This is a genomic window from Phaeocystidibacter marisrubri (genome assembly GCF_008933165.1).
GTDB lineage: Bacteria > Bacteroidota > Bacteroidia > Flavobacteriales > Schleiferiaceae > Phaeocystidibacter > Phaeocystidibacter marisrubri.
The window spans coordinates 815,059-837,425 of sequence record NZ_WBVQ01000001.1; the positions used below are offsets into that span (position 1 = coordinate 815,059).

General features: G+C 44.5%; 27 protein-coding genes. 8 read left to right on the forward strand and 19 right to left on the reverse strand.

The window, feature by feature from the left end:
* Positions 1 to 87: 87 nt before the first annotated feature.
* Positions 88 to 516, forward strand: coding sequence for an FKBP-type peptidyl-prolyl cis-trans isomerase (locus tag F8C82_RS03655; RefSeq protein ID WP_151692088.1), 429 nt, complete (start codon positions 88 to 90; stop codon positions 514 to 516).
* 96 nt (positions 517 to 612) lie between these two features.
* Here F8C82_RS03655 and F8C82_RS03660 read toward each other — a convergent pair whose 3' ends face one another.
* From F8C82_RS03660 to F8C82_RS03675, 4 genes are all read right to left on the reverse strand, one after another.
* Entirely contained in the window at positions 613 to 1,455 is an 843-nt protein-coding gene (locus F8C82_RS03660; RefSeq protein ID WP_151692090.1) for a 1,4-dihydroxy-2-naphthoyl-CoA synthase, read from the reverse strand.
* 87 nt (positions 1,456 to 1,542) lie between these two features.
* On the reverse strand, positions 1,543 to 1,998 hold the full coding sequence (locus tag F8C82_RS03665; RefSeq protein WP_151692091.1) for a DUF1801 domain-containing protein: 456 nt from the start codon (positions 1,996 to 1,998) through the stop codon (positions 1,543 to 1,545).
* A gap of 15 nt (positions 1,999 to 2,013) precedes the next feature.
* A complete protein-coding gene (locus F8C82_RS03670; protein ID WP_151692093.1) occupies positions 2,014 to 2,664 on the reverse strand; it encodes an RluA family pseudouridine synthase in 651 nt (216 codons plus the stop codon).
* A complete protein-coding gene (locus F8C82_RS03675) occupies positions 2,657 to 3,553 on the reverse strand; it encodes a helix-turn-helix transcriptional regulator (RefSeq protein WP_151692095.1) in 897 nt (298 codons plus the stop codon). The genes F8C82_RS03670 and F8C82_RS03675 overlap by 8 nt, the downstream gene beginning before the upstream one ends.
* A 257-nt stretch (positions 3,554 to 3,810) precedes the next feature.
* Here F8C82_RS03675 and F8C82_RS03680 point away from each other — a divergent pair, with 257 nt between their 5' ends.
* Both F8C82_RS03680 and F8C82_RS03685 read left to right on the forward strand, forming a co-directional pair.
* Entirely contained in the window at positions 3,811 to 4,626 is an 816-nt protein-coding gene (locus tag F8C82_RS03680; RefSeq protein ID WP_151692097.1) for an ion transporter, read from the forward strand.
* Positions 4,627 to 4,628: 2 nt separating this feature from the next.
* On the forward strand, positions 4,629 to 4,949 hold the full coding sequence (locus F8C82_RS03685; RefSeq protein ID WP_151692098.1) for a heavy metal-binding domain-containing protein: 321 nt from the start codon (positions 4,629 to 4,631) through the stop codon (positions 4,947 to 4,949).
* On the opposite strand, the gene F8C82_RS03690 is transcribed toward F8C82_RS03685, so the two are convergent.
* The 11 genes from F8C82_RS03690 to F8C82_RS03740 all read right to left on the reverse strand — a co-directional run bounded on the left by F8C82_RS03690 (position 4,950) and on the right by F8C82_RS03740 (position 14,966).
* Positions 4,950 to 5,291, reverse strand: a complete 342-nt coding sequence (locus F8C82_RS03690) for a tRNA-binding protein (RefSeq protein ID WP_151692100.1) — start codon at positions 5,289 to 5,291, stop codon at positions 4,950 to 4,952. It lies immediately after the preceding gene.
* A 222-nt stretch (positions 5,292 to 5,513) separates the two neighbouring features.
* Positions 5,514 to 6,212, reverse strand: a complete 699-nt coding sequence (locus tag F8C82_RS03695; RefSeq protein ID WP_151692102.1) for a hypothetical protein — start codon at positions 6,210 to 6,212, stop codon at positions 5,514 to 5,516.
* Between the two features lie 633 nt (positions 6,213 to 6,845).
* Positions 6,846 to 7,319, reverse strand: a complete 474-nt coding sequence (locus F8C82_RS14950; protein ID WP_229732418.1) for a hypothetical protein — start codon at positions 7,317 to 7,319, stop codon at positions 6,846 to 6,848.
* 20 nt (positions 7,320 to 7,339) lie between these two features.
* Positions 7,340 to 7,729: a nuclear transport factor 2 family protein gene (locus F8C82_RS03705; RefSeq protein WP_151692104.1), complete on the reverse strand. Its 390-nt coding sequence runs from the start codon at positions 7,727 to 7,729 to the stop codon at positions 7,340 to 7,342.
* A gap of 135 nt (positions 7,730 to 7,864) precedes the next feature.
* A complete protein-coding gene (locus F8C82_RS03710; protein ID WP_151692105.1) occupies positions 7,865 to 8,353 on the reverse strand; it encodes a YkgJ family cysteine cluster protein in 489 nt (162 codons plus the stop codon).
* Between the two features lie 2 nt (positions 8,354 to 8,355).
* Positions 8,356 to 9,588 carry a TlpA family protein disulfide reductase gene (locus F8C82_RS03715; protein ID WP_151692107.1) on the reverse strand — a complete coding sequence of 411 codons (1,233 nt, stop codon included), beginning with the start codon at positions 9,586 to 9,588 and terminating at the stop codon, positions 8,356 to 8,358.
* 12 nt (positions 9,589 to 9,600) lie between these two features.
* Entirely contained in the window at positions 9,601 to 11,298 is a 1,698-nt protein-coding gene (locus tag F8C82_RS03720; protein ID WP_151692109.1) for an ArnT family glycosyltransferase, read from the reverse strand.
* 10 nt (positions 11,299 to 11,308) lie between these two features.
* Entirely contained in the window at positions 11,309 to 13,027 is a 1,719-nt protein-coding gene (locus F8C82_RS03725; protein ID WP_151692111.1) for a phospho-sugar mutase, read from the reverse strand.
* A gap of 8 nt (positions 13,028 to 13,035) precedes the next feature.
* The gene (locus tag F8C82_RS03730; protein ID WP_151692113.1) at positions 13,036 to 13,716 is read right to left on the reverse strand and encodes a head GIN domain-containing protein; all 681 of its coding nucleotides are present in this window, start codon (positions 13,714 to 13,716) and stop codon (positions 13,036 to 13,038) included.
* Positions 13,717 to 13,773: 57 nt separating this feature from the next.
* Positions 13,774 to 14,271 (reverse strand): 6,7-dimethyl-8-ribityllumazine synthase, encoded by a 498-nt coding sequence (gene ribH / locus F8C82_RS03735; RefSeq protein ID WP_151692115.1) that lies wholly within the window; start codon positions 14,269 to 14,271, stop codon positions 13,774 to 13,776.
* Positions 14,271 to 14,966, reverse strand: a complete 696-nt coding sequence (locus F8C82_RS03740; protein WP_151692118.1) for a tetratricopeptide repeat protein — start codon at positions 14,964 to 14,966, stop codon at positions 14,271 to 14,273. Before F8C82_RS03740 ends, ribH begins: the two co-directional genes overlap by 1 nt.
* 89 nt (positions 14,967 to 15,055) lie before the next feature.
* Between F8C82_RS03740 and recF the strand changes: the two genes are divergently transcribed.
* Genes recF through F8C82_RS03755 form a run of 3 tightly spaced genes read left to right on the forward strand, consistent with a single transcriptional unit; the run spans position 15,056 to position 17,605 of the window.
* Complete coding sequence (gene recF / locus F8C82_RS03745) at positions 15,056 to 16,177, forward strand: DNA replication/repair protein RecF (protein ID WP_151692120.1); 1,122 nt, start codon at positions 15,056 to 15,058, stop codon at positions 16,175 to 16,177.
* The gene (locus F8C82_RS03750; protein WP_170266142.1) at positions 16,174 to 16,467 is read left to right on the forward strand and encodes a DUF721 domain-containing protein; all 294 of its coding nucleotides are present in this window, start codon (positions 16,174 to 16,176) and stop codon (positions 16,465 to 16,467) included. The genes recF and F8C82_RS03750 overlap by 4 nt, the downstream gene beginning before the upstream one ends.
* A 28-nt stretch (positions 16,468 to 16,495) precedes the next feature.
* Entirely contained in the window at positions 16,496 to 17,605 is a 1,110-nt protein-coding gene (locus tag F8C82_RS03755) for a DUF481 domain-containing protein (RefSeq protein WP_151692124.1), read from the forward strand.
* Positions 17,606 to 17,660: 55 nt separating this feature from the next.
* Here the strand turns inward: F8C82_RS03755 and F8C82_RS03760 are convergent, their stop codons facing one another.
* Together F8C82_RS03760 and F8C82_RS03765 are read right to left on the reverse strand one after the other, a co-directional pair.
* The gene (locus tag F8C82_RS03760) at positions 17,661 to 18,248 is read right to left on the reverse strand and encodes a hypothetical protein (protein ID WP_151692125.1); all 588 of its coding nucleotides are present in this window, start codon (positions 18,246 to 18,248) and stop codon (positions 17,661 to 17,663) included.
* Positions 18,249 to 18,258: 10 nt separating this feature from the next.
* Positions 18,259 to 18,915, reverse strand: coding sequence for a DUF4136 domain-containing protein (locus F8C82_RS03765; RefSeq protein WP_151692127.1), 657 nt, complete (start codon positions 18,913 to 18,915; stop codon positions 18,259 to 18,261).
* 117 nt (positions 18,916 to 19,032) lie between these two features.
* On the opposite strand from F8C82_RS03765, the gene F8C82_RS03770 reads away from it, so the two are divergent.
* Positions 19,033 to 19,758, forward strand: coding sequence for a DUF2490 domain-containing protein (locus F8C82_RS03770; RefSeq protein ID WP_151692129.1), 726 nt, complete (start codon positions 19,033 to 19,035; stop codon positions 19,756 to 19,758).
* 95 nt (positions 19,759 to 19,853) lie between these two features.
* Here F8C82_RS03770 and F8C82_RS03775 read toward each other — a convergent pair whose 3' ends face one another.
* Together F8C82_RS03775 and F8C82_RS03780 are read right to left on the reverse strand one after the other, a co-directional pair.
* Positions 19,854 to 20,273, reverse strand: coding sequence for a nucleoside-diphosphate kinase (locus tag F8C82_RS03775; protein ID WP_151692131.1), 420 nt, complete (start codon positions 20,271 to 20,273; stop codon positions 19,854 to 19,856).
* Between the two features lie 98 nt (positions 20,274 to 20,371).
* Positions 20,372 to 21,241 carry a nucleoside phosphorylase gene (locus F8C82_RS03780; RefSeq protein WP_308419977.1) on the reverse strand — a complete coding sequence of 290 codons (870 nt, stop codon included), beginning with the start codon at positions 21,239 to 21,241 and terminating at the stop codon, positions 20,372 to 20,374.
* A 76-nt stretch (positions 21,242 to 21,317) separates the two neighbouring features.
* Between F8C82_RS03780 and F8C82_RS03785 the strand changes: the two genes are divergently transcribed.
* Entirely contained in the window at positions 21,318 to 22,196 is an 879-nt protein-coding gene (locus F8C82_RS03785) for a universal stress protein (RefSeq protein WP_151692133.1), read from the forward strand.
* Positions 22,197 to 22,367: the final 171 nt, after the last annotated feature.

Genomic DNA, 22,367 nt, shown 5'->3' on the forward strand with positions numbered 1-22,367 from the left:
CCTTTCTATAACTCGGAAATCCTTGATTTTCATGGCATTTCGAACTAGTAGCCCTACCTTTGCGGCGACTAAGAAAAAAACAAGGATATGTCTACAGCAAAAGCAAACGACAAAGTACGCGTGCACTACACAGGTAAATTGAACTCTGGCGAAATTTTCGACAGCAGTGTAGATCGTGAACCATTGGAGTTTACCGTAGGAGCAGGACAAATGATTGCAGGGTTTGACGCTGCAGTTGATGGAATGGAAGTGAACGAGAAGAAAACCGTTACCCTTTCTCCAGAACAAGCATATGGTCCAGTTAATCAAGAACTATATCACAAAGTTGAGCGCAGTCAGTTGCCAGCAGATTTGAAGCCAGAAGTGGGTCAGATTCTCGTAGCAGGTTCACCTGACGGACGTGAGATGCAAGTGAAAGTTCACGAAGTTCAAGAAGAAGCAATCATCATTGATGCAAATCACCCACTCGCTGGTCAAGAATTGACATTTGACATTCAGTTGGTGGAGATTGTATAGTATCGGTACTGGTACTTGACGAGGTACTAGATTGAAAAAAGCCCTGTGAAAGTCTTCACAGGGCTTTTTTAGTTTAGAGTTTGTATTCTCGATTCCTCACGGAATCCACTTGATATCTTTGAAATCTGGTTTTCTCTTTTCTAGGAAAGCATTTCTACCTTCTTTCGCTTCTTCCGTCATATAGGCAAGGCGTGTGGCTTCACCGGCAAATACCTGTTGACCAACCATGCCGTCATCGGTTAGGTTGAAGGCAAACTTGAGCATTTTTATCGAGGTTGGTGATTTTTCCAAGATCTCTTGAGCCCATTGGAAAGCAGTATCCTCTAATTCGTCGTGAGGAATGGAAGCGTTTGCCATGCCCATTGCGACAGCATCGTCTGCACTGTAATCTCTTCCTAGAAAAAAGATTTCACGGGCTTTCTTTTGTCCCACCATTTTCGCCAAATACGCAGAGCCATAACCACCGTCAAAGCTGGTCACATCCGCATCCGTTTGCTTGAAAATAGCGTGTTCTTTACTCGCAAGCGTCAAGTCACATACTACGTGCAGTGAGTGACCACCACCTACCGCCCAACCGGGAACAACTGCAATTACCACTTTTGGCATAAAGCGAATCAAGCGCTGTACTTCAAGAATGTTCAATCGATGCATTCCATCTTCTCCCACATAACCTTGATGTCCACGTGCCTTTTGGTCACCGCCAGAACAGAAAGAATACACGCCGTCTTTTGGACTCGGACCTTCTGCACTCAGGAGAACTACACCAATATTGACGTCTTCTCTCGCGTCCAAAAAAGCTTCATAAAGTTCGCTTGTTGTCTTTGGTCGAAATGCATTTCGAACTTCAGGACGGTTAAATGCGATACGGGCAACACCGCCACATTTTTTATAGGTGATATCTTCAAACTCCCTTACGGTAGTCCAGTTTGCACTGCTCATAAGCTGGTATTTATTTCTTTCAATAAGCGCATATACGCGGTTCACAAAGGTAAGATGGATGGGGAGAATAGGGAAGGAAGCGAGTGCTTATCGCTTTAAGTTCCCTTCGTATACTTCAATCCATTTCTCAGGGGTAATCAGGGTACACAATTCCCCTATTAAATCATAGGGGATATGCTCTGGTTTCTTTAGCCGAATACAACTCTTGCCCATGTCGAGTTTAGTGGGTACTACCTTGGCGTATTCCTCCTGAAACCATTGTGTAAGTTGATGGTCGGCGTAAATTCCCATGTGATAAAACCCGATAAAATTCTTCTGTGAGGCGATACTCAAGAAGGGAAGGGGCAATTTTGGGTCACAATGATATCCGGCAGGATAAATAGAATGCGGAACTACCCAACCGATCATACCATAGGAAATACACTCTTCAAATCCCGAAGGTAAGTTCTCATTGATTACTGCCCTGAGCTTTTCGATGGGCGCTCTTCGCTCTTCTGGAATGCTTTCTATGTATTCCTCAGGAGTGTTAACCTTGTACTGCATGGAAGAGGTGTTTGATTAGAAATTGAAGTTATCCGCAATCAATATCATGCGTTTGTGATCCGCTGGATGATCAAATGAATAAGAGTAGGCATGAAGGCGGATTCCGTGCGTCTTGCAAACGTTAGAGCCGTAAATCTCATCACCAACTATGGGATATCCCGCCTTGGCAGCATGCGCTCGAATCTGATGAAATCTACCGGTGATAATCTGAATCTCCAAAATGGTTGAATTGAAACTTCGTTCGATGACCCGCCATCGTGTTTCAGATTTTTTACCCAATTCACTCACGATGGCTCGCTTTCCATCATCACTGCGATCCAAACTCCAATTCCAAACTCCAGAATCACTTTCGATTATTCCTTCCACTTCGGCGCGGTATATTTTCTTGATAGTTCGAGATTCAACCTGCTTATTCAAGTCCTTGAGGGCTGAATTTTTAAGGGCGAAGATCAAGATACCTGAAACGGGACGATCTAATCTGTAGAATACGCCTAGTCCACCTTTCATCTTTTTTGGGGGGCGGGGGAGAAGGGCCAGAACTTGCTCCACCGCGTTAGGGTGACCGTGTTTATCGGGCTCCACCATCAATCCTGCGGGTTTCTTAACCGCAATAATGTGCTTGTCTTGATACAAAATGTCGCTTGCAGTAATAATGGGATTACTCATAACGATTGGCGGCTTCCTTGAGGTGGCTGTAGATTTCGGTAGCTAGAGATGAAGGTTGAGTCACTTTAACGCGAGCTCCCATCATCAAGATACGTTGAATAAATTCGTAATTGGGAATCACTTTGACTTCAAAAACGGTCTCTAGACTTCCATCGCGGATAATTCGCTGACTCTTGTGTAGCGGCAACGTCTTTAAGTATTGCGATTGAACAGGGTCACAGGTAAAGCGAACGGTTTCTACCTTTCCTCTACTGTGGTCCAATCCAACAACATGGGTAAAGCGATCGCGAGGATCTTCAGCTGGTGGATCAAACTTTTGATCGCGAATTTTTAACTCCTCAATCCGGTCGATGCCAAAGGTGCGGTCTTCTCCATTTTGCTGCTTTCCGATGAGGTACCACCTTCCCTGATACTGCTTTAAAAGTAGGGGTTGGAGGGAATAGTGTTTTACTTGATCTGTTTCGAACTTCCGGTAATCAAACCCAATCCACTTATGCTCTTTTACCGCCTGAACCAATGTGGGTAACCAGCGTGTACCTGCCCAAAGCCCCTCGTGTTCAAAGCTCACAAACGGTGACATTTCCTTCTGCTCGCGTAGGGCTTGACCCACAATTTCGGAAACACGCGAAACACCAAGGAAATCAAGGAACTTATCCGTCGCTTCCTGACCTTCTTCGGAAATGAAATAGCCGTCTTTTCCCTTGTGGTAGAGGATGTCCACTCCAAAAGTTTCTCGAAGGTGGGCAATGTCCCCTTGAATCGTCCGTGTGCTCACAGAAAACCCTTCATCCACCATCTTTCGATTTATCTGAATGAGTGATGGAAATTCCCCTTTATGGAGTATTTGAATCAAGACGCCAAATCTTGGTAGTGCTTCTTGCAAGTTCATTCTCCAAAGATAAGGAAGAGGTGGTTAAAGTGAGCTGCGGATGTCAGACTCTAGGCTTCAGTCACCCGTCACCTATCACCTGTCATCCATCATCCATCACCATCCTCAGCCACGCGAAAGGATTCGCGCGGCAGGACATCCGTCACCCGTCATCCATCATCTTCATCAGCCACGCGAAAGGATTCGCGCGGCAGGACATCTGACATCCATCACCCGTCACATCCCCTCAAAACCAACATTCTTTCTATCTTCATACCATGACAACAAAGCAAAGGCTAGAGCGAATCATATTTGAGTCGGATACACCAGCGGGAAAAGCGTTTGATGTTATTTTGATTTGGGCCATTGTATTTTCTATACTCATTGTCCTTTTTGATAGTGTAGATACACTCCATGCCAAGTATGGAGAGCTGTTCTTCATTTTGGAATGGGTCTTCACGATTCTCTTCTCAATCGAGTATTTGCTGCGTGTTTTTATTTCCATTCGCCCAAGGAAGTACACCTTGTCATTCTTGGGGATTATCGATTTGATTTCCATTATCCCTACGTATTTGAGCCTAGTAATTGCTGGATCTCAATACTTAGTGGTAATACGAGGATTGAGGATTCTCAGAGTTTTCAGAGTCCTCAAATTGTATCACTATTCTAGAGATGGAATTGTGATGATGAGGGCATTGATCAATAGCTCACGAAAGATCAGTGTATTTATTCTCTCCATATTGGTCATCGTAACCATTATGGGATCGCTGATGTACGTGATTGAAGGGGCCGAAAGTGGTTTTAAGGATATTCCTAACTCCATTTATTGGGCCATCGTTACCTTGTCTACAGTTGGCTATGGTGATATTTCTCCCGTCACTCCGTTGGGGAAAATGCTGGCTTCTGTCATCATGCTTCTGGGTTACGGTATTATTGCTGTACCAACCGGAATTGTAACTTCAGAATTTGTTTCAGCCCGCAAGGAAGAGACAGAAAGTAGAGCTTGTACGAATTGTGGAGCAAGTGTCCATCAAGTGGATGCCGAACACTGTTACAAGTGCGGTGTAAAATTGAATCAACCAAAATCTCAATAACAATGATTGTAACTACAACCCATTCCATCGAAGGAAAGAAGATTACCGACTACAAAGGCGTAGTGGCTGGCGAGACCATTATTGGTGCCAATTTGTTCCGCGACATCTTTGCATCCATTCGCGATGTAGTTGGTGGACGTTCCAGCGCTTATGAAGAAGTGCTAATGGAAGCGAGAACGACGGCTATGCGTGAGTTAGAAGAAAGAGCACGTGCCATGGGAGCTAATGCCGTAGTTGGTATTGACCTCGACTATGAGGTGATTGGCTCTGGAGGCAGTATGCTAATGGTGAGCGCGAGTGGAACCGCTGTTGTGGTGGAATAACTAAAGCAATCGTGTTCCATTTTTCACTTCTCGTTCCGGTTGAATAAGAACCACTTCAGTATCGGGGTTATCATCCTTTGGAAGTCCGAGTACCAAACATTCAGAAGTGATTTTACCGATTTGTCGGGGTGGAAAATTCACAACTGCCAATACTTGCCGACCTACTAAGTCGCTTACATCATAAAGCTTCGTGATTCTCGCGGAGCTTTTTTTTATTCCTATCTCACTTCCAAAATCGATGGTCATAACCCAAGCAGGAACACGGGCATTTGGCAATTCATCAGCAGATAGAACAGTGCCTACGCGGATGTCGGATTCTAGGAAAGATTCTATGGTTGTCATGGGAAGTATGTTTTGGGTTTGATGGGTTTTAGAGGTTTAAGGCGTTTTAGAGGTTGGATGACGGGTGACTGTTGATGGAAGAGGGGTGTCACTACTACCGCGCGAATCCTTTCGCGTGAGTAAGGTAGAGTGTATTGGGTTTGATGGGTTTTAGAGGTTTAAGGTGTTTTAAAGGTTGGGTGACGGGTGACTCGTAATTTAGTGTCTGAAACTGGGTCAAGCTTAGCCAGCAGGATCTTTATATAGACCCTCTAGATAGGAAATTCCTTGAATAGAGCTGATTTTCCATTGGTCATTTACCTTCACAGCTGACAACGATTGATAATGTGTATACTCTCTCACGTCTGTATTCCACGTCCATTGAAAACGTGCCGAATCGCCTTCAATCTGAATATGGTGAAGAGATATGAGTTTCCAATACTCATCTGGATAGTCTTGGCAAGCGCACCAATTATCAGCACCGGTATCCCAATGTGTTAAACCATCCAAGATGTTTCTCCATTCTATACTGGACTGTTTAATAGATTCATCAATTTCCATGGCTATGGAACGGTGCGTTTGAAGGAAATAATTTGAGAAGTATTGAGTGGAAATAAATTCTTTCACTAATTGATTGTATGCATGCCAATCAATCCCAACAAATATGGTGTCTGAATTGTCGTATTTAAAAGGGAAGTCATCTAGAAGCTCTGCTTCGTGCCACTCAAACATGTTCTGCACTAGAGATGTAAGTTGTAAACTGTCCGACACCTGGTTTTTGTACTCTTTATAATCCACTTTTGGTATATCAGTTGTCGGTGTTTGAGAAAAGGAAGAATCCTCCAATGAAACTTCCGTTACTCTACTTCTATCTTGCTCAGTCGTATTTTGAGGAGAGCAACTGAGCAAGGTTATTATGGTTAATGGTAAGAATAATTTCATCTTAAGCAGCTTCAATGGAGATGAAGATCTCACGTAATCTTTGTTCAGTGTATTTCATTTCAAAGAAAATAAAAACCAAAAGAATACTTAGGACTATAAAGATACTCATGAAAAAAGAGGTCACTAAAGCATAGTCGGTGTTTTGATACGCTTCAACACAGATGAATAAGGCTATGAAGGCATAGAAGAGAAAGGCTAGAATTAATATTGGATGAACTTCGATTTTCAAAGCCAAATTTTCTTTTTCGTCGATACCAGTAACTCTTACAACTTGACTTGTAGCCCCTCTGAAGTAGTTCAATAAGGACGGCCTCATCTTGAAATGATATATTCTTCCATTTTGCCCAGAACTAGAACGGATTGAATAAAATCCATGTTCTTCCACCGAGTTTGCAATTTCTTTGTCAGTAAAGTTTGATGTTGTGATGTATTTCCGTGTAAGTAGTCATTGAAACATGAGGGAGTATGATTTGGGTTTGATGGGTTTAAGAGGTTTGAGGTGTTTTAGAGGTTGGATGACGGGGGACTGATGACTGTTGATCGATGAGGGGTGTCACTTCTACTGCGTGAATCCTTTCGCGTGGGTAAGGGAGAGTGTTTTGGGTTTGAGAAGTTTTAGAGGTTTGAGGTGTTTTAGAGGTTGGATGACGGATGACAGTTGACGGATGACAGTTGATGGATGAGAGGTGACACTACTACCGCGCGAATCCTTTCGCGTGGATAAGGGAGAGTGTTTTGGGTTTTAGAGGTTTGAGGTGTTTTAGAGGTTGGATGACGGATAATTGATGACTGGAACTTGCGCCAGCCCATACAAAGTCCTTGCGCAGCCCTTGCTCCAGCCACCTGCGCAGCCCTTGCTCCAGCCACCTGCGCAGCCCTTGCTCCAGCTACCTGCGCAGCCCTTGCTCCAGCTACTTGCGCAGCCCTTGCTCCAGCCACCTGCGTAGCCCTTGCTCCAGCCACCTGCGTAGCCCTTGCTCCAGCCACCTGCGTAGCCCTTGCTCCAGCCACCTGCGCAGCCCTTGCTCCTGCCACCTGCGTAGCCCTTGCTTCAGCCACCTGCACAGCCATTGCTCCAGCTACCTGCGTAGCCCTTGCTCCAGCCACCTGCGTAGCCCTTGCTCCAGCTACCTGCGCAGCCCTTCTTTCTCAATCACATACGAAGTGATAGATTTTATCATTTTGCCACTTGCACTTGTAAACTCGTAGAAATCGGCGAAGCCAAAGACCTTTCCATCCTTCATCTTCATTTCTCCATTTACAGAAGCAGCTTTTCCGTGCGTTACTAAGTTAAAAATTGAGAGCTCCATAACAGTGTTATCTGCCATTTTTATGAGCTCTTCTTTAAAGGCCTTTTTTCCCTGTATCGGCTGATGGCCAACCAAGGTCCAAAGAATGTTCTCATCCAAGAATTCCACGGCTGCATCTACATCGTACTTAGCGAAGAGTAGCGTTAAGTTCTTTATGAGTTCGCCTTTCGGAGAATTTCCACAGTGAGAAGGAATGTGAGTTTTCATAGAGCGGAGAAAGAAATGAATTGAACAGTTTATGAGGTTTAAAGGGTTTTAGGGGGTGGAAGACTGATGACTGGAACTGCGCCAGCCCTTACAAAGCCCTTGCGCAGCCCTTGTGAAACCATTCTGCAGCCCCTCTCACCTTTCCAGTACCCTCTCCAAAATCGTAAATACAGCCGGACAAATACTGGCATTTTTACGCGTAAGGTGCAGGATCTGTTGCTGTTTATCCCTGTCGGTGTGTGGATATTCGCGGCAAGCTTTAGGACGAACATCGTAAATGCTACAATAGTTGTCTTCTCCTAAGAAGGTACATGGAACGGATTGAAGGACATGATCGCCGTCTTCGTCTACTCTGAGGTATTTTTCTTCGAAGTCGGCAGCTTTCATTTTTAGATGTTTGCTGATTCGATCAATGTCTTTTCGGGTAAAGAGAGGGCCTGTTGTTTTACAACAATTCGCACATTGCAGACAATCCGTGCAGGCAAATACTTCTTCGTGCAATTGATGTATTTCGCGATCGAGCTTTTTTCCATCTTCCTTCGCTAATTTTCGCACGAGTTTTTGATGCGCCTTTTTCTTGGCAGCAGCAGCTTGTTTGAGTTGGGGAAGGAGTTCGTGCGACATGCCTAGTTGATGAGTAGACTTTCAATGAGGGCGTCGGTTTCTTCTACATATCCATCGTATTTACTGGTGCCTGGGCCTGCAAAACCTGTGTGAATAGAAACGACATTTCCGTTCGCATCTAAGATGATGGATGTAGGGTACGACATGAAGTTGTCTATGGCCGGTAGTACTTCTGCGATGCTTTCTCCTGTCGCGCGACCAGCAAAGTATACATCATAAGGAATATTGAGGTCCGCTACCATCTTGGCGATTGTTCCCTTTGCTACTTTGTAATCTGCTGAACGCTCAAAAGAGAGTCCGAGAATAGTCAGACCTCTATCTGCAAATCGAGAGTGTAGGGTTTTGAAGTATTGAGTTTCATCAATACAATTCGGGCACCAGCTTCCCATGATTTGGATGATAACGGGACCCGTGTTTTGAGTAGAGTTGTAGGAAAAGGTCTCGTCGGTTTTCGCATGGATTGCCTCAAATGAAACAGAGGTATAGCCTTCCTTTAGATGAGTCAGTTGTGTTGGATCAGGAAGTTCAAACCCTGGTTCAATCCAAGCCTTCCACGGTTGGGCATAGGTGAGGCCGCTGTAGTGCATTCCGCGAAGCGTATCACCATCTATTGTTCCGGTAAAGAGGTAGGCCAAAGTTCCATCAAACTTGCTTAAGTTGAAGGTGTTGCCGTTAACAGCCCCTTGTAAATAGCGGTAATCACCAGTCGTTGTGCGGAAGGTACCGTACAATATTCCTTCGTCGTCTTGTTGAAATTCTCCGATAGCATCTTTCGGATTATCGGTTCCCGTGCGGAATTCTACTCGGTAGGTCGATTGCAGTTTGCTATTTTCAGATGGATTTCCCGTTGCAAAACGAGCTTCATTCATCATTGCTGTGAATGGCACGCGATAAGGGGTTTCAGTATCGTATTTGACCCATTCACCCTTCCATTCATCATTGAGGAATTCGGCTTCTATTCCCGCTTGAAAAACTGGCATCTTGATGTAGAAACTGTCATTTGATCTCTTAATATCCGTAGCTTCTATTGTCTCTTCACCATTATGGATCACAAAAGAAGATTCATCCCAGTCAAAGTTGAATGGAACACGTGTAGAATCATTCAAGTGAAGGTAACCGATAAATGATTCCGAATGCTCATGAGGCGCTGTATCCTCCATAGCAGATTCGGTCTTTTCAGAAGAGTTACAAGCCGTTAAACAGGCTAGTGACAGGAGGAAGATCGTATTTTTCATAACGTCCTTATTTTAAGGAAGAAGCTTTACCAAATTGGCCTGTCCAACAACTTCGTTTCGCGTCTCTGGATTGAGGAATTGCAAACTGAGTTTTGTGACATGGAATGTGGGATAGGTATGAATAACCTGATAATCGATTCCATGTTCACGCAACATTTCTAATTCGCTGTTACTACCGTAGTAGAAACTGTTTCTTGGGAATTCAGTGGTATCCAAACTCTCTTCTCGAATATTGGTCAGGTTGAAGCCTGTGTAATAAGCCAAGCTAAAGCCACCGGGAGGGAAGGATACAAAGAAGTGATCCTCATCAATATTTAAACGTTTGATATCAGCTGCAACACGATCACTTGGTTGGTATTTCATCAATTCAGGATAGAACTGACCATTCAAGTACACGTTAGCCGTTAGCATGCAGAATAGGGTAGAGAGGATGAGTTTGTCAATTGCCGCTCCTTTCCAATAGAAGTAAACACCTGTTCCCAATCCAAATACACCAAAGATCGTCCAGGGCACAGCTGTGTCTGGAAAGAACCAAAATTGACACAGGGCGTAAATCAAAATCAATGCGAGAATGTTTAAGCCTTGGATAATATAGGCCGCACGGTACCATCCTTTGGATTTTTCATACACCACTCGAAGGGTAAACTCAGAAGTGATGATCGCCGCAAATGGAAGAATCACATTGATGTAATGGGGTAACTTGTATTGGGATAAGCTGAAAGCGATAAACGGAAGAATAAATCCACCCAAGGTTAACCACTCTTGTTTTTTCTGACCCTTGATGATGTCGTTTGTCGTTACTATGACACGCCAAAAGATGGCCCAAACAGCTAAAATCGACCAAGGAATAAAGCTCCATAGGAAAGTGTGAATGAAAAAGTCTGGGCCGGAATTATTCGACCAAACATTCTCTCCGGTAATCCGCCCAAAACTCTGATCCCAGAAGTAGAACTTGAGTCCGCTTACTGAATCCTTCCTAACTACGCCAGCATCACTATTGAAGGCGAGAACTTTTTCGGGGTGTTGGTCAAATTGAGTGTAGAGACCGTAGCTCATCGGAAGGAGTAGCACCAGTGTAATCCCCAATCCGATCAACCATTCCACCTTGAAGAGATCGCGATAGCGTTTTCTGCCAATGGCATAGCTACCTAGAGCTAATATAGGTACCATCAAACCGATGGGCCCTTTGGTCATCATCGCGATAGCAATTCCCACAAATCCCCAAACGAGGTTTCGCTTTTGTTTGTAGTATAGGAATTCTGTGAGTTGCCAAACCGAAAGCACCACAGCCGAAGCAAGAATCGTATCCGTACGAACGTCTTGGTTCATGGATATGAATGCTTGAGAGCTCATCAACATCAAAGCTGCAAGAAAGCCTATACGTTTGTTGTACAACAGGTTGCCAAGCTTGTAGGTTGAAATAACACCTACAGCACTAAATAGCACACTGCCCAATCGGAACGACCAATTGGCATATCCAAATAGTTTGAAGGAAAGGGCCGAAATCCAGAACAACAAGGGGGGTTTGTCGAGATAATTATTCCCTTGAAGGTAGACTTCCAAGAAATTGCCCGACTCCAGCATTTCTCTACTTATCAGCGCATACTGAGCAGAATCTACATCCATTATTTCCACTAGCATGCCTAACAAGTAGACCAATCCAGCTAGGGCAAAGATGAGATTGATGGACCACCTTTTAAATAATCCCATGTACGTTTTCTTAGTTTACTCCTAATTCGGAAGTCATTTTGCCAATAATGCGATTCAATTCTGCTTGAATTTCCGATTCCGATTGAGTGGTCCAAGGTCGCATGACAGAGAAATAGAACTTGATTTTAGGTTCTGTTCCACTCGGTCGTGCCGTGGCGATATCACCGTTTTCGTTTACAAATTGAATCACATTACTCGAAGGCATGTGAGTGGGAGAGGTTTTGCCAGTTACCGTGTTTGTAATGATTCCCACTTGATAATCGCGCACCTCTATAACTGGCATTTCGGCGAGTGTTTTAGGCGGAGTAGATCGGAAGTTTTCCATCATTTTTTCGATTTCCTCTGCCCCTGACTTTCCAGTCTTTACGATCGAAATGAGTTTTTCTTGGAAGTAGCCGTGTTCTTTGTGAATCTTCATCAACTCGTTGTAGTACGAACTTCCCTTAGCCAATGCGGCTGCGGCAGCTTCTGCAATGAGAACTGTTGCGGAAATGGCATCCTTGTCGCGAACAAAATCGCCAATCATATAGCCATAACTCTCTTCGCCTCCTACGATGAACTTCTTTGCACCTTCATTGACGCGAATCAAATCGGCAATCCATTTAAATCCAGTTAAACAGCGAAGAACCTCTACTTTGTAACCTTGGGCAATGCGTTCCATCAAATCACTGGTTACAATGGTGATGGCAGTGAATGCATTGCTCGGTAGTTTTCCCTTATCACTCAGAGTGCCCAACATGTAATCAAAGAGGACCGCGCCTGTTTGATTGCCGTTCAAGAGAACCAATTTACCTTCGTTGTCGCGTACGGCAATACCTACTCGATCCGTGTCTGGATCACATCCAATCACGATGTCGGCCTTTTCTCGTTCTGCTTGATCCACAGCCATGCTTAAGGCCTCCGCTTCTTCAGGGTTAGGAGACTTCACCGTAGGGAAGTTGCCGTCAGGAGTGGCTTGTTTCTCCACGACGGATACATTTTTGAAACCGCATAAAGTCAGTGCGCGTTCCATCAATGTAACGGAAGTTCCATGCAGTGGAGTGAAAACTATTTTTAGTTGATCTTTTCCGGAGTTGCCTAGTGATTGCTGTTGGATTTGATCCAAATACGCACGGTCTACTTCTTCACCAATCAGAGTGATATATGCGTCATCATTGGATGAAAATACTTCTGAAAGTTGGACTTGGCGAACTTGCTCAATAATCGCTTTATCGTGAGGAGGAACCAGTTGACCACCATCATTCCAATACACCTTGTAACCGTTGTATTCTTTTGGATTGTGAGAAGCGGTAAGTACAATACCCGCCTGACATTCTAAATGTCGAACGGCAAAGCTCAACTCTGGAGTTGGTCGGAGTTCTTCGAATAGATAGACGTGTATGCCATTTCCTGCAAAGACCTTCGCTACTTCACGAGCCAGGGTAGAGCTATTGTTTCGGGAATCATAGGCAATGGCCACCTTGATAGATGTGCTGAACGATTCCTTTAAGTAATTCGACAAACCTTGAGTGGCTTGACCTAGGGTGTACTTATTAATGCGATTGCTTCCCACTCCCATAATACCTCGCATTCCGCCTGTTCCAAAGTCGAGGTCTTTATAGAAGGCTTCCGTCAATTCATGGGATTCGGTGTGAATCCAATTCTGTATGATGGCTTTTGTATCCGTATCAACAGCGTCGTCATTCAGCCAGCTATTTGCTTTAGCCAGTACGTTTGGGTCAATTGACATGGGAGAGACTATTTTTTGGTTAAGCTGGAAGCATAGGAAATATCGGAATCCACGGTGGGGTTTCCTCTGTAGGTAACACTACTTGCTCCAGAAGCTTCAACTTCAAGGGTTTCTATAGCGTGAACATCGGCACTAGATGCACCACTAATTTCAATAGACATACGGCTTACTAGCCATTCTTCGGCATCTAAACTCGATGATCCTGAAAGTTCAATTTGGCATGATCGAGCTCTTCCTTCAAGGTTGATTTCCGCAGCGCCACTTGCCGATACTTTCACATTGCTCATGTCCACCTTCAGATCCATATCGGCAGCTCCAGAGGCTTCGATATCTAAATCACTTCCATCAATGCGGTTTTTAGCTTCCAACGAAACAGCACCGCTAATAGAAATGGACTTGAGTTGAGTAACTGTAATGAACAAACGGACATCAGAATTTGATGTGTTTAGAAACCCCCGCGTGGATATTTCAAGTTGTCCGTTGCTGACTTCCACCTTCAATCCGTCAATGGCATCTTCCGAGCCAATGGCTACCACTTCTTGGGTGGGACCTTGACGAATGAATACACGATACGCACCCGAAACTTCGAGGCGATTAAAAGTTGAAACTTCTAATGTCTCACGGACCGTTTGCCCAAAAGCGAGAACGCTTAAGGTTAGGGCGATGGTAAGAGTAATGAGCCTTTTCATCGTGAATGGTTTTAGCTGCGCCTTAAAGGTACTGAACCCACCGTTCACGTGGAAGTGTTAGTTGGAGAGTCTTCTGCGCTTTAAGTCGGCCATTTTTACCGCTGCTACCGCGGCTTCTACACCTTTGTTACCGTGCTCGCCACCAGAGCGCGCTCGACTTTGCTCGATATTCATATCGGTGAGAACGCAGAACATGGTAGGAGCAGAGTAGGTATTATTCAACTCTACAATTCCCTGAGTAACCCCACTACAAACAAAATCGAAGTGCTTGGTTTCTCCTTGAATAACCACACCAATGGCAATAACGGCGTCTACTTTCTCCGATTCGAGAATGCACTTTGCTCCGAATGGAAGTTCAAAGGAACCTGGTACGTTCTCCCGAATGATATTGTGTCGTGCGACCCCTAAATCAATTAAGGTATCATAGGCTCCACGAAAGAGCCCTTCGGTGATTTCTTCGTTCCATTCAGAAACTACAATGCCGAAGCGCATACTTGATGCGTTCGGCATTGTGTTTTTATCGTAGTTCGAAAGATTCTTGTTGGCTGTAGCCATTAAGCGTTTTCTTTCTGTTCACAATAAGAGATGAATTTTTCAATCTCTCTTGATTCTTGAGCGTCAGGATACTCCTTTTGAAGTCTCTTGTACATTTTGAGTGCGGTGCTCCATTTGCTCAACATTTCAGCTGTTTGAGCTGCTTTCTTGAGAACGACAGGAGTGCTGAAATCGTTACCGTCGAGGTTAGCCGCTTTGGTGTAATAATCCAATGCTTCCTCTGGCTGATTCAATTCGTGGAATGCATCACCGATACCCGCAACAGCTTGAACGTTCAAAACACCATCGTTGCTTGAAAATTTATCCAAGTGTTCAATGGCCTTTTCGAACTCACCCATTTGCAAGTAGCACATGCCTGCATAATAGTTAGCCAAGTTACCCGCTTTCGTGCTAGAGTACTCGTCTGCAACTTCAACAAAACCCATTTGGTTGATGTTGCCCTCTACAGCCAAGCGAAGAGAATCGTTTTGAGCTGCGCGTTGCGCTGGGAAAATAGCGTGCTGAGCTTCGTCTTCAAGAGGAGCCACGATGTATTCACCGTATCCCCAGTATCCAAGTACGATTGCGATAACTGCACCGAGTCCAATAAGGACTTGCTTCAGGTTGTTTTCGATGAATTGTTCAGCTCTGCTGAGTGTAGCATCTACGTTGTCGATTGCAGTTTCAGTCTGCTGGATGTTCTTCTTCTTAGCCATTTGAGTCTTTTTGACAGAGGGCAAAAATAACGTTTTTTAGATATGGCGCAAGTATGATTCTACGTAGTGTTTCTCGTACTTTTGCTGACATGAGTACTGCCGTCCTGAAAAAGCTGCATCTTGTTGATTTTAAGAACTATCCAGACGCTGAGCTTTCGTTTTCTTCCAAAGTAAATGCCTTTGTAGGTAACAATGGCGTTGGAAAGACGAACGTTTTGGATGCTATTCACTACCTCGCAGTGACCAAAAGTTACTTTAATCCGGTTGATTCTCAGAATATTCGACATGGCAAACCATTTATGGTGGTTGAAGGTGCTTTTGAAACCGAAAATGGAACGGATACGGTTTACTGTGCCCTTCAGCGGGGGCAGAAGAAGGTGTTCAAGCGGAATCAAAAGGATTATGAGCGCTTAGCCGATCACATCGGTCTCTTTCCTTTAGTGATGATTTCTCCTTCAGATAGGGATTTGATTTTGGAAGGAAGTGAAACCCGGAGGAAGTTTATGGATGGGGTAATATCTCAATCTGACAAACTTTATTTGGATGATTTGTTGGCTTATAACAAGGCACTTTCTCAGAGAAATAGTCTACTGAAATACTTCGCAAAAAACAGGAAGTGGGAAGAGGCTACCTTGGAGATATACGATGAGCAGCTCATCGAGCGGGGAGTTCGGATCAACGAGAGGCGCACGCTTTTCATGGATCAAATGAAGCCTATCATGCTGGAGGCGTATTCGAAAATTGCTTCCGAAAATGAAGATGTAAATCTCTCTTATGCCTCTCAATTGAACGAAAAGTCCATGAAGGAATGTCTACTCGAATCAAGAGATAAGGACAAGATTCTTCAGTACACCACAGCGGGAATTCACAAAGATGATTTGAAGTTTGAATTGAATGAGTACCCGCTGAAGAAAGTTGGATCTCAAGGTCAGCAGAAGACCTTCACCATCGCATTGAAATTGGCTCAGTTTGAGTTTTTAAAGCACGTTACAGGAAGAAAGCCGATCTTGTTACTCGACGATATTTTTGACAAACTCGATGAACAAAGAGTAGAAGCTATTGTGTCTATGGTAAACGATCATCAGTTTGGGCAAATCTTCATCACCGATACCCATGCGGATAGAACGAATGAAATCGTGAAGCGCATTGTAGAGGAAAGTGTTGTTTTTGAAGTGAATAGTGAAGGAGTTATTAAAGAATTAGAAGCGTGAAAAAGTCGAACGAACAATCTCTAGGTGACGCCATCCGCTCCTTTTTGAAGCAACATGAGTTGACGGGTAAGTTGGCAGAGGCCGAAGTAGTCGCTGCTTGGTCAAAGGTCTTGGGGCCTGCAATTGACCGCAGAACTGTGAGTATCCGATTGGACAAGACAGGTAGAATTTATGTGGAATTGACCAGTGCCTCATTGCGCAACGAATTGTCGATGCAGCGCACTCGCCTGGCAGAAGCATTGAATGAAACGATTGGTCGTGAAATAGTGAAAGATATTATATTAGTCTAATTCGATAACCAACTACTAGCCCATCGATTTGAAAAGAAGTCTACTTCTCCTCTTATTCGCTCTAACCAGTGGGGTGATATTCGCGCAACCGGATTCACTGAGTACCATGAATGATTCTACCCTTGCCGAACTTCAAGCGGTACAGGCTGAGAATGCGGCAGAAGCGGCGCGAAAGGAGCCGGTTTTTGATACTTTATGGCTCAGAAACGGATTGTACTTATACGGCGAATTTACCTCTATAGATGTCGGTCTCATCAATTTTGACGCTGAAGTGATAGGAGACGTAACCTTGAAGCATTATGAGGTTAGTACCTTCCGTGCTTCGAGTAATATTTACCGCATGAAGACCCTGTATGCAGGGGAATTCTTGGGTTGGGTGTTGCCGGGAGAGCCGGGAACGGTTCGCATTTACGACTTAAACGATACGGTTGTGGTTCCGTTTACCGAATTGGTCTATTTGGTCAGTTTCGAGAATTCCTTTTTGAAGAGATGGAGTGGTCTTTTTAGTGCGGGCTACTCGTATACCCGGAGCAGCAACATCAGTCGCTATAATATGTCGGGTTCCGTGAACTATGCCGGAGAACACTTAGATATGGCATTGTCAGGTTCTATGATTGTTACAGGGGAGGGCGATAGCTTAACGAGGGAACGTGAAGAACTTCACTTCACGTCCAATTTCTACTTTGCCAATCGCTGGTCCATTTTTGGCGTATTGAGCTATCAACGAAACGTAACCTTGGGACTTAGGTATCGTTACCAGGAGGGCCCCGGTGTGACCTACACTAGATACCTCACGAATCAAATGCGAATTGCGGGTGGAGTGGGTGCAGTAATCAACCAAGAAGAAAGTTTTGCAGGTGCTAGATTAAATTCAATAGAGGTACCTGCACTAATTCGCTTCCATTTCTTTCGCTATAGAAATCCTAAGATCAGTCTAACCACTAGTCAGTCAGTATACTTTGGTGTAACTGAAGTTGGGCGTTTTCGTCACGATGGCGAAATCCAATTGGCGTGGGAAATTGTAGATGATCTCTCTCTTACCCTTACGTTGTATGACAGTTACGATACCCAATCGCCATCAACTGGAGGAGCGCTTTTGGATTATGGCACTGTGACAGGTTTGTCATACTCGTTCTAGACAATAAAAAAAGGGGCTCTTTCGAGGCCCCTTTGCGTTTCAATAAGGTTGAGACTTACTCCCAAGCAAATCCCACACGCACACCCCAATAGGAGTGGCTGTCTAAGTCGCCTCGAGCAAACATATAATTGTAATAGGCAGATAGGGTGAATAAGGTGCTTCCACCCATATCGTATGTAACTCCCACTTCCGGAGCGAGCATCACTGGCCATTCATCATCTATAATGCTAATAATCCCAACATCTTTACGGCGTTCTGCGTAGCTAATTCCAGCACCGCCCGCGGCAAAAGGGCGAATACTACCTGTAGTTTCAAAGCGGTAGGTATATTTAGCGAGGATGGGAATGACGTTGAAATAGCGGTATTGCGTACCTCGAATCGTGGTATTCTCGTTTTCCAATGTTTCGATGTAATCGGGTAGCTTGTCGTATAACGTTACCCATCCGCTTTCGAATCCAAAGTGTGAGTTTTTGTGAACAGCGTGACCAAATTCTATGTGTAGACCCACCCAACTGGTATTGCTGATGAAGTCGTTCGTAGCGCCAGCTCCCCAACTGATGGGATAAGAAAGGCGAGTGTAGGATTGCGCGCCTGCGATGAAGGCTAGCAACACAAATGTGGTTGTGAAGAGTACTTTTTTCATCGTTCAGGTTTTAAGGCACAAGGTATGAGGATTGATCATAAGCATCATCAATCGCATTGATTACTCGGTTTTGATCGGCATTGGTTCGTCCGGAAGCAAGCCCATTGAGTAAGCCCACCCACACTACATTGTATTGGCCGTCTTGCGTGTTCGGGTTGGCGTAATCTACCATCTCAATAACGAGAGTACCAATGTCGTAGCTATAGCCTGAACCACACCAGGTGTATCCCCAACCGTAGCCCGGGTAGCCGCCCCAATAGCCCCAACCACCCCAATAGCCCCAGCCGCCATAGCCCGGGTAATAGTCGCAATAAACAACGTCTGCAGTCAATTTCATGGCTGAAACGCGGAGTACATAATCGGGTGGGGTAGAAGAAGGGGAAGATACAGTGTCGTATTTCGTGTAGCCCAAGTCCATCATATTTTGATCGATTCGATCGAGGATATCTTCATCAAAACCTCTCTTAATTACGGAACCATCGGTTCCAATATGGAGAACAGAATCGATGAGGGCGTAGGAGGTTTTACCTGTAAAATTGTGATTGGCATCGTATTGTGTAACCACTAAATCGAGATCCTCCACATAGTCTGCCCCTCCGGGATAACAACTCGTGATTCCCAAGGCAGCCAACGCAAACAGTAAGGCTAACGTCTTTCGTTTTTTCATGAAAGTTAGTTGATGATTGTCACCGTTAAGGTACGATGAATGGATGTATTCTTAAACATACATATTTTCTATTAGAATGAGATAGAACCGCCTAGGTCGGTTTTGTATCATTGTGTAATGAATTCTGCCTTCCTCAAAAAACTGCAGTTTGTTCTTTTTACACTGGTGTTTTCCCCTGCTATTAGCGGGCAGATCGTCTCTTGGCAGGATGTTAATGTGAACATGGGGTTTGGCGAGTATCATTCACTGAATACTGAGTTGAGTATTCGAACACCATGGAATTCTGAGGTGCTAGGAAATAAGGGAGTACTTCGATTTACTTATCAAAAAGAGAATAGTAATCATTCGCTTTGGGAAGTTGCGGCGGGTTATTTTCAAGAGAGTTTAGAGAAGGATATTTTAAGTGAGGACTTAGCTCGACGTGAATTTCGCTTGGCATTGGGAAGCCGATGGAGCACTGATCCAGAACTTCGGTTTGCCTATCGATTGCACATTCGGGCGGAGATGCGCGTATTTGATGAGGTGCAAATCAACAACTGGTATGGACAAGTTCGACTCCGAGCGCGACCAGAGTTCGCAGTGGCCATCACCAAGCCCACATTGACGCAAAACAAGGCTTTGCAAGGATCGTTGGATGCCGAATTTCTTCAAAGTGGCCTAGGCCCTTGGTTGGATACAGAGCCGCGAAGTTCAATTCGTTGGCGAGGTGGGCTGACATGGAGACAAGATTACCACTGGCGATTTGGGCTGTCTTACTTTGTGGAAACCAATTTGAACGATGGGTTCACCGCTGCGTCACACGTGTTTAAGCTCTTTGTAACGTACAATCTTCTTAGCTTTTAACATCGTGGAAGTCGTAATCCCAAGGCTTGCAAGATCTCGAATGAAAAAAGCCCCACTGGTAAACCAATGGGGCTTCATTATATCAAGCAGTCTTCTTAGTAGCGCTCGCGACCAGAGAAGAAGAAGTTTCCTTCGATTGCAGCGTTTTCATCGCTATCAGAACCGTGAACGGCGTTAGCAGCAATACTAGTTGCAAACATTTTACGGATCGTACCTTCGTCAGCTTTAGCTGGGTCAGTGTTACCGATAAGGGTACGGAAGTCTTCTACAGCGTTGTCTTTTTCGAGGATAGCAGCTACAATGTGACCTGAAGTCATGTATTCTACCAATTCTCCGAAGAATGGACGCTCTTTGTGTACCGCGTAGAATTGTCCGGCGTCACGACGGCTCAATTGAGTCATCTTCATTGCAACGATACGGAATCCAGCTTCGTTGATTTTAGCAAGGATAGCACCGATGTGTCCGTTTTCAACGGCATCAGGCTTAAGCATTGTGAATGTTCTGTTTCCAGCCATAGCTTCTTCAGTGTCAATTATCTGATTTCGGGCGCGAAAGTAGGAAAAAGCTGTGAATATTTACCCCTTTGCCTAAAGATGGTAATCACAATTTAATATCAAGAGACCAAGCAGTTGAGCGTATGTAAGATCAGATTCTCCATAGCTCCTTTGGGATCGTCGTGGAATTCTCCATTCATTCGATTAGCGAGCAGCACGGAAATACTCACAGCTCGATGCCCTAGTAATTCTGCCAATCCATACAATCCCGCTGTTTCCATTTCCAAATTGGTCAGCCGACTCCCGTCTTCCAACTCAAATTCTGCAAACTTGTGGAAGATATCTGCAGTAGGATTACCGATGCGAAGCGCGCGGCCTTGCGGGGCATAGAACCCAGGCATGGTGAGTGTATGTCCCCGTTTATAATCCGTCTCTGGAAATACTTCAGATAGAGATGTTGATGCTGCAGCCCGATAAGGAAGAGGTAATCTGCCGATGTACTTCTGTAAGTCTTCAGCAGCTTCTTGCGAAGTATTCAGTTCCGAATAAAAATGTAACAAATCATCATATCCAAAGGCGGAAGAAGAGAGAAGCCACGTACCTAAGGGGATGTCGGATTGAAGGGCTCCTGAAGTTCCGATTCGTACAAAATCAAGTGAAGTCAATTCAGATTTCGGCATCCGAGCATTTAGGTCGATATTGACAAGAGCGTCCAATTCATTGAGGACGATATCGACATTATCGGTACCGATACCCGTAGAAATAACTGTGATTCGCTTTCCTTTATAGGTCCCCGTGTGAGTGACGAACTCGCGGTTTTCACGCACTAACTCAATCGCGTCGAAGTGTTTAGAGACTTCGCCCACGCGATGAGGGTCGCCTACGGTTATAATAGTTGTAGAGATATCCTCTGGTAAGAGGTTCAGATGATAGACACTGCCATCGGAATTTAGAATCAATTCGGAAGGCCCAAGCATATTTCGTTTCACTGTCCGAAAATACGTATTCCGTTCATGGGTAAAAAGTTCTACATTTGGTTTCAAGTTCAAACTAGTCTTCACAATTATGACTCAAACCACCAATCGTATCCTCGTGCCAGTTGGATTTTCAGAACAATCCATTCTCGCACTAGACCATGCCGTTATTTATGCCAAGAAAACGCAAGCTGAAATTGTACTTCTTTCTGTGATGGAAGATGCAGGTCTGTTTGCACGTCTTTTCAGTAGTGAGGCAGAAAAGCAAATGGAAAGATTGAAGGAAGAGACACTCAAGCAACTAGATGAATTGATCGAAAAGCACAAGTCTGAAGGCATTCGTATGTCGCACATGACCGCTTCTGGATCTGTGCACGAAGAGATTGCTGAGGTAGCCAAAATGCTAGATGTTACTCTTGTGGTGATGGGTACCAACGGTAAGCCAGGTAACTTCAAGAAATCTACACTGGGATCGAACGCTTATCGAGTAGTCAATAACGTTAAGCCACCTGTTATTACAGTAAATGGTGGGGTTGCGCCAGCAGAACCGAAGAAGATCATTTTCCCAATTGTATTGGACAGAAGATCTCGTGAAAAAGTGGGAACTGCTCTTCATTATGCACGTCTTTTCGGTTCTGAAATTCAGATTGTAGGTGTTTCTAGATCGAAAGAAGAAGCTCAGAAACTTCAAGTGAGCCTCAAGCAAACCATGACATTTATTGCGGAAGCTGGTATTAAAGTCGCGGGTGAGGTAATTCGCGAAGAAGGTAAGAGCGTGGCAGAAGCGACGTTGAACTATGCCGATTCTCAAAATGGTGATATGATCATCATCATGGAGGAAGGTGAACAAGGAAAAGGCCTTCGCATTTTCAGCAATGATGTAGAGAAGATCATCTACAACGCGAATATGCCCGTAATGTCTGTTACTCCATCGAAAGTGATGTACGAAAATCAGTTCCAGAATCTGTAAAAGCAACAGGTTTTAGAGTGATAGAATAGATATAGAAGTAAAGCCCCATCAACACGGTTGGTGGGGCTTTTTCGTATCTGAGCTTAGGCTTGGAGTGATAAGACCGGCAAAGACTGAGTGTAAATGTTGTCGCTCGCAATTTGTTGCATCACGTATTCCATGGTTGTAAGT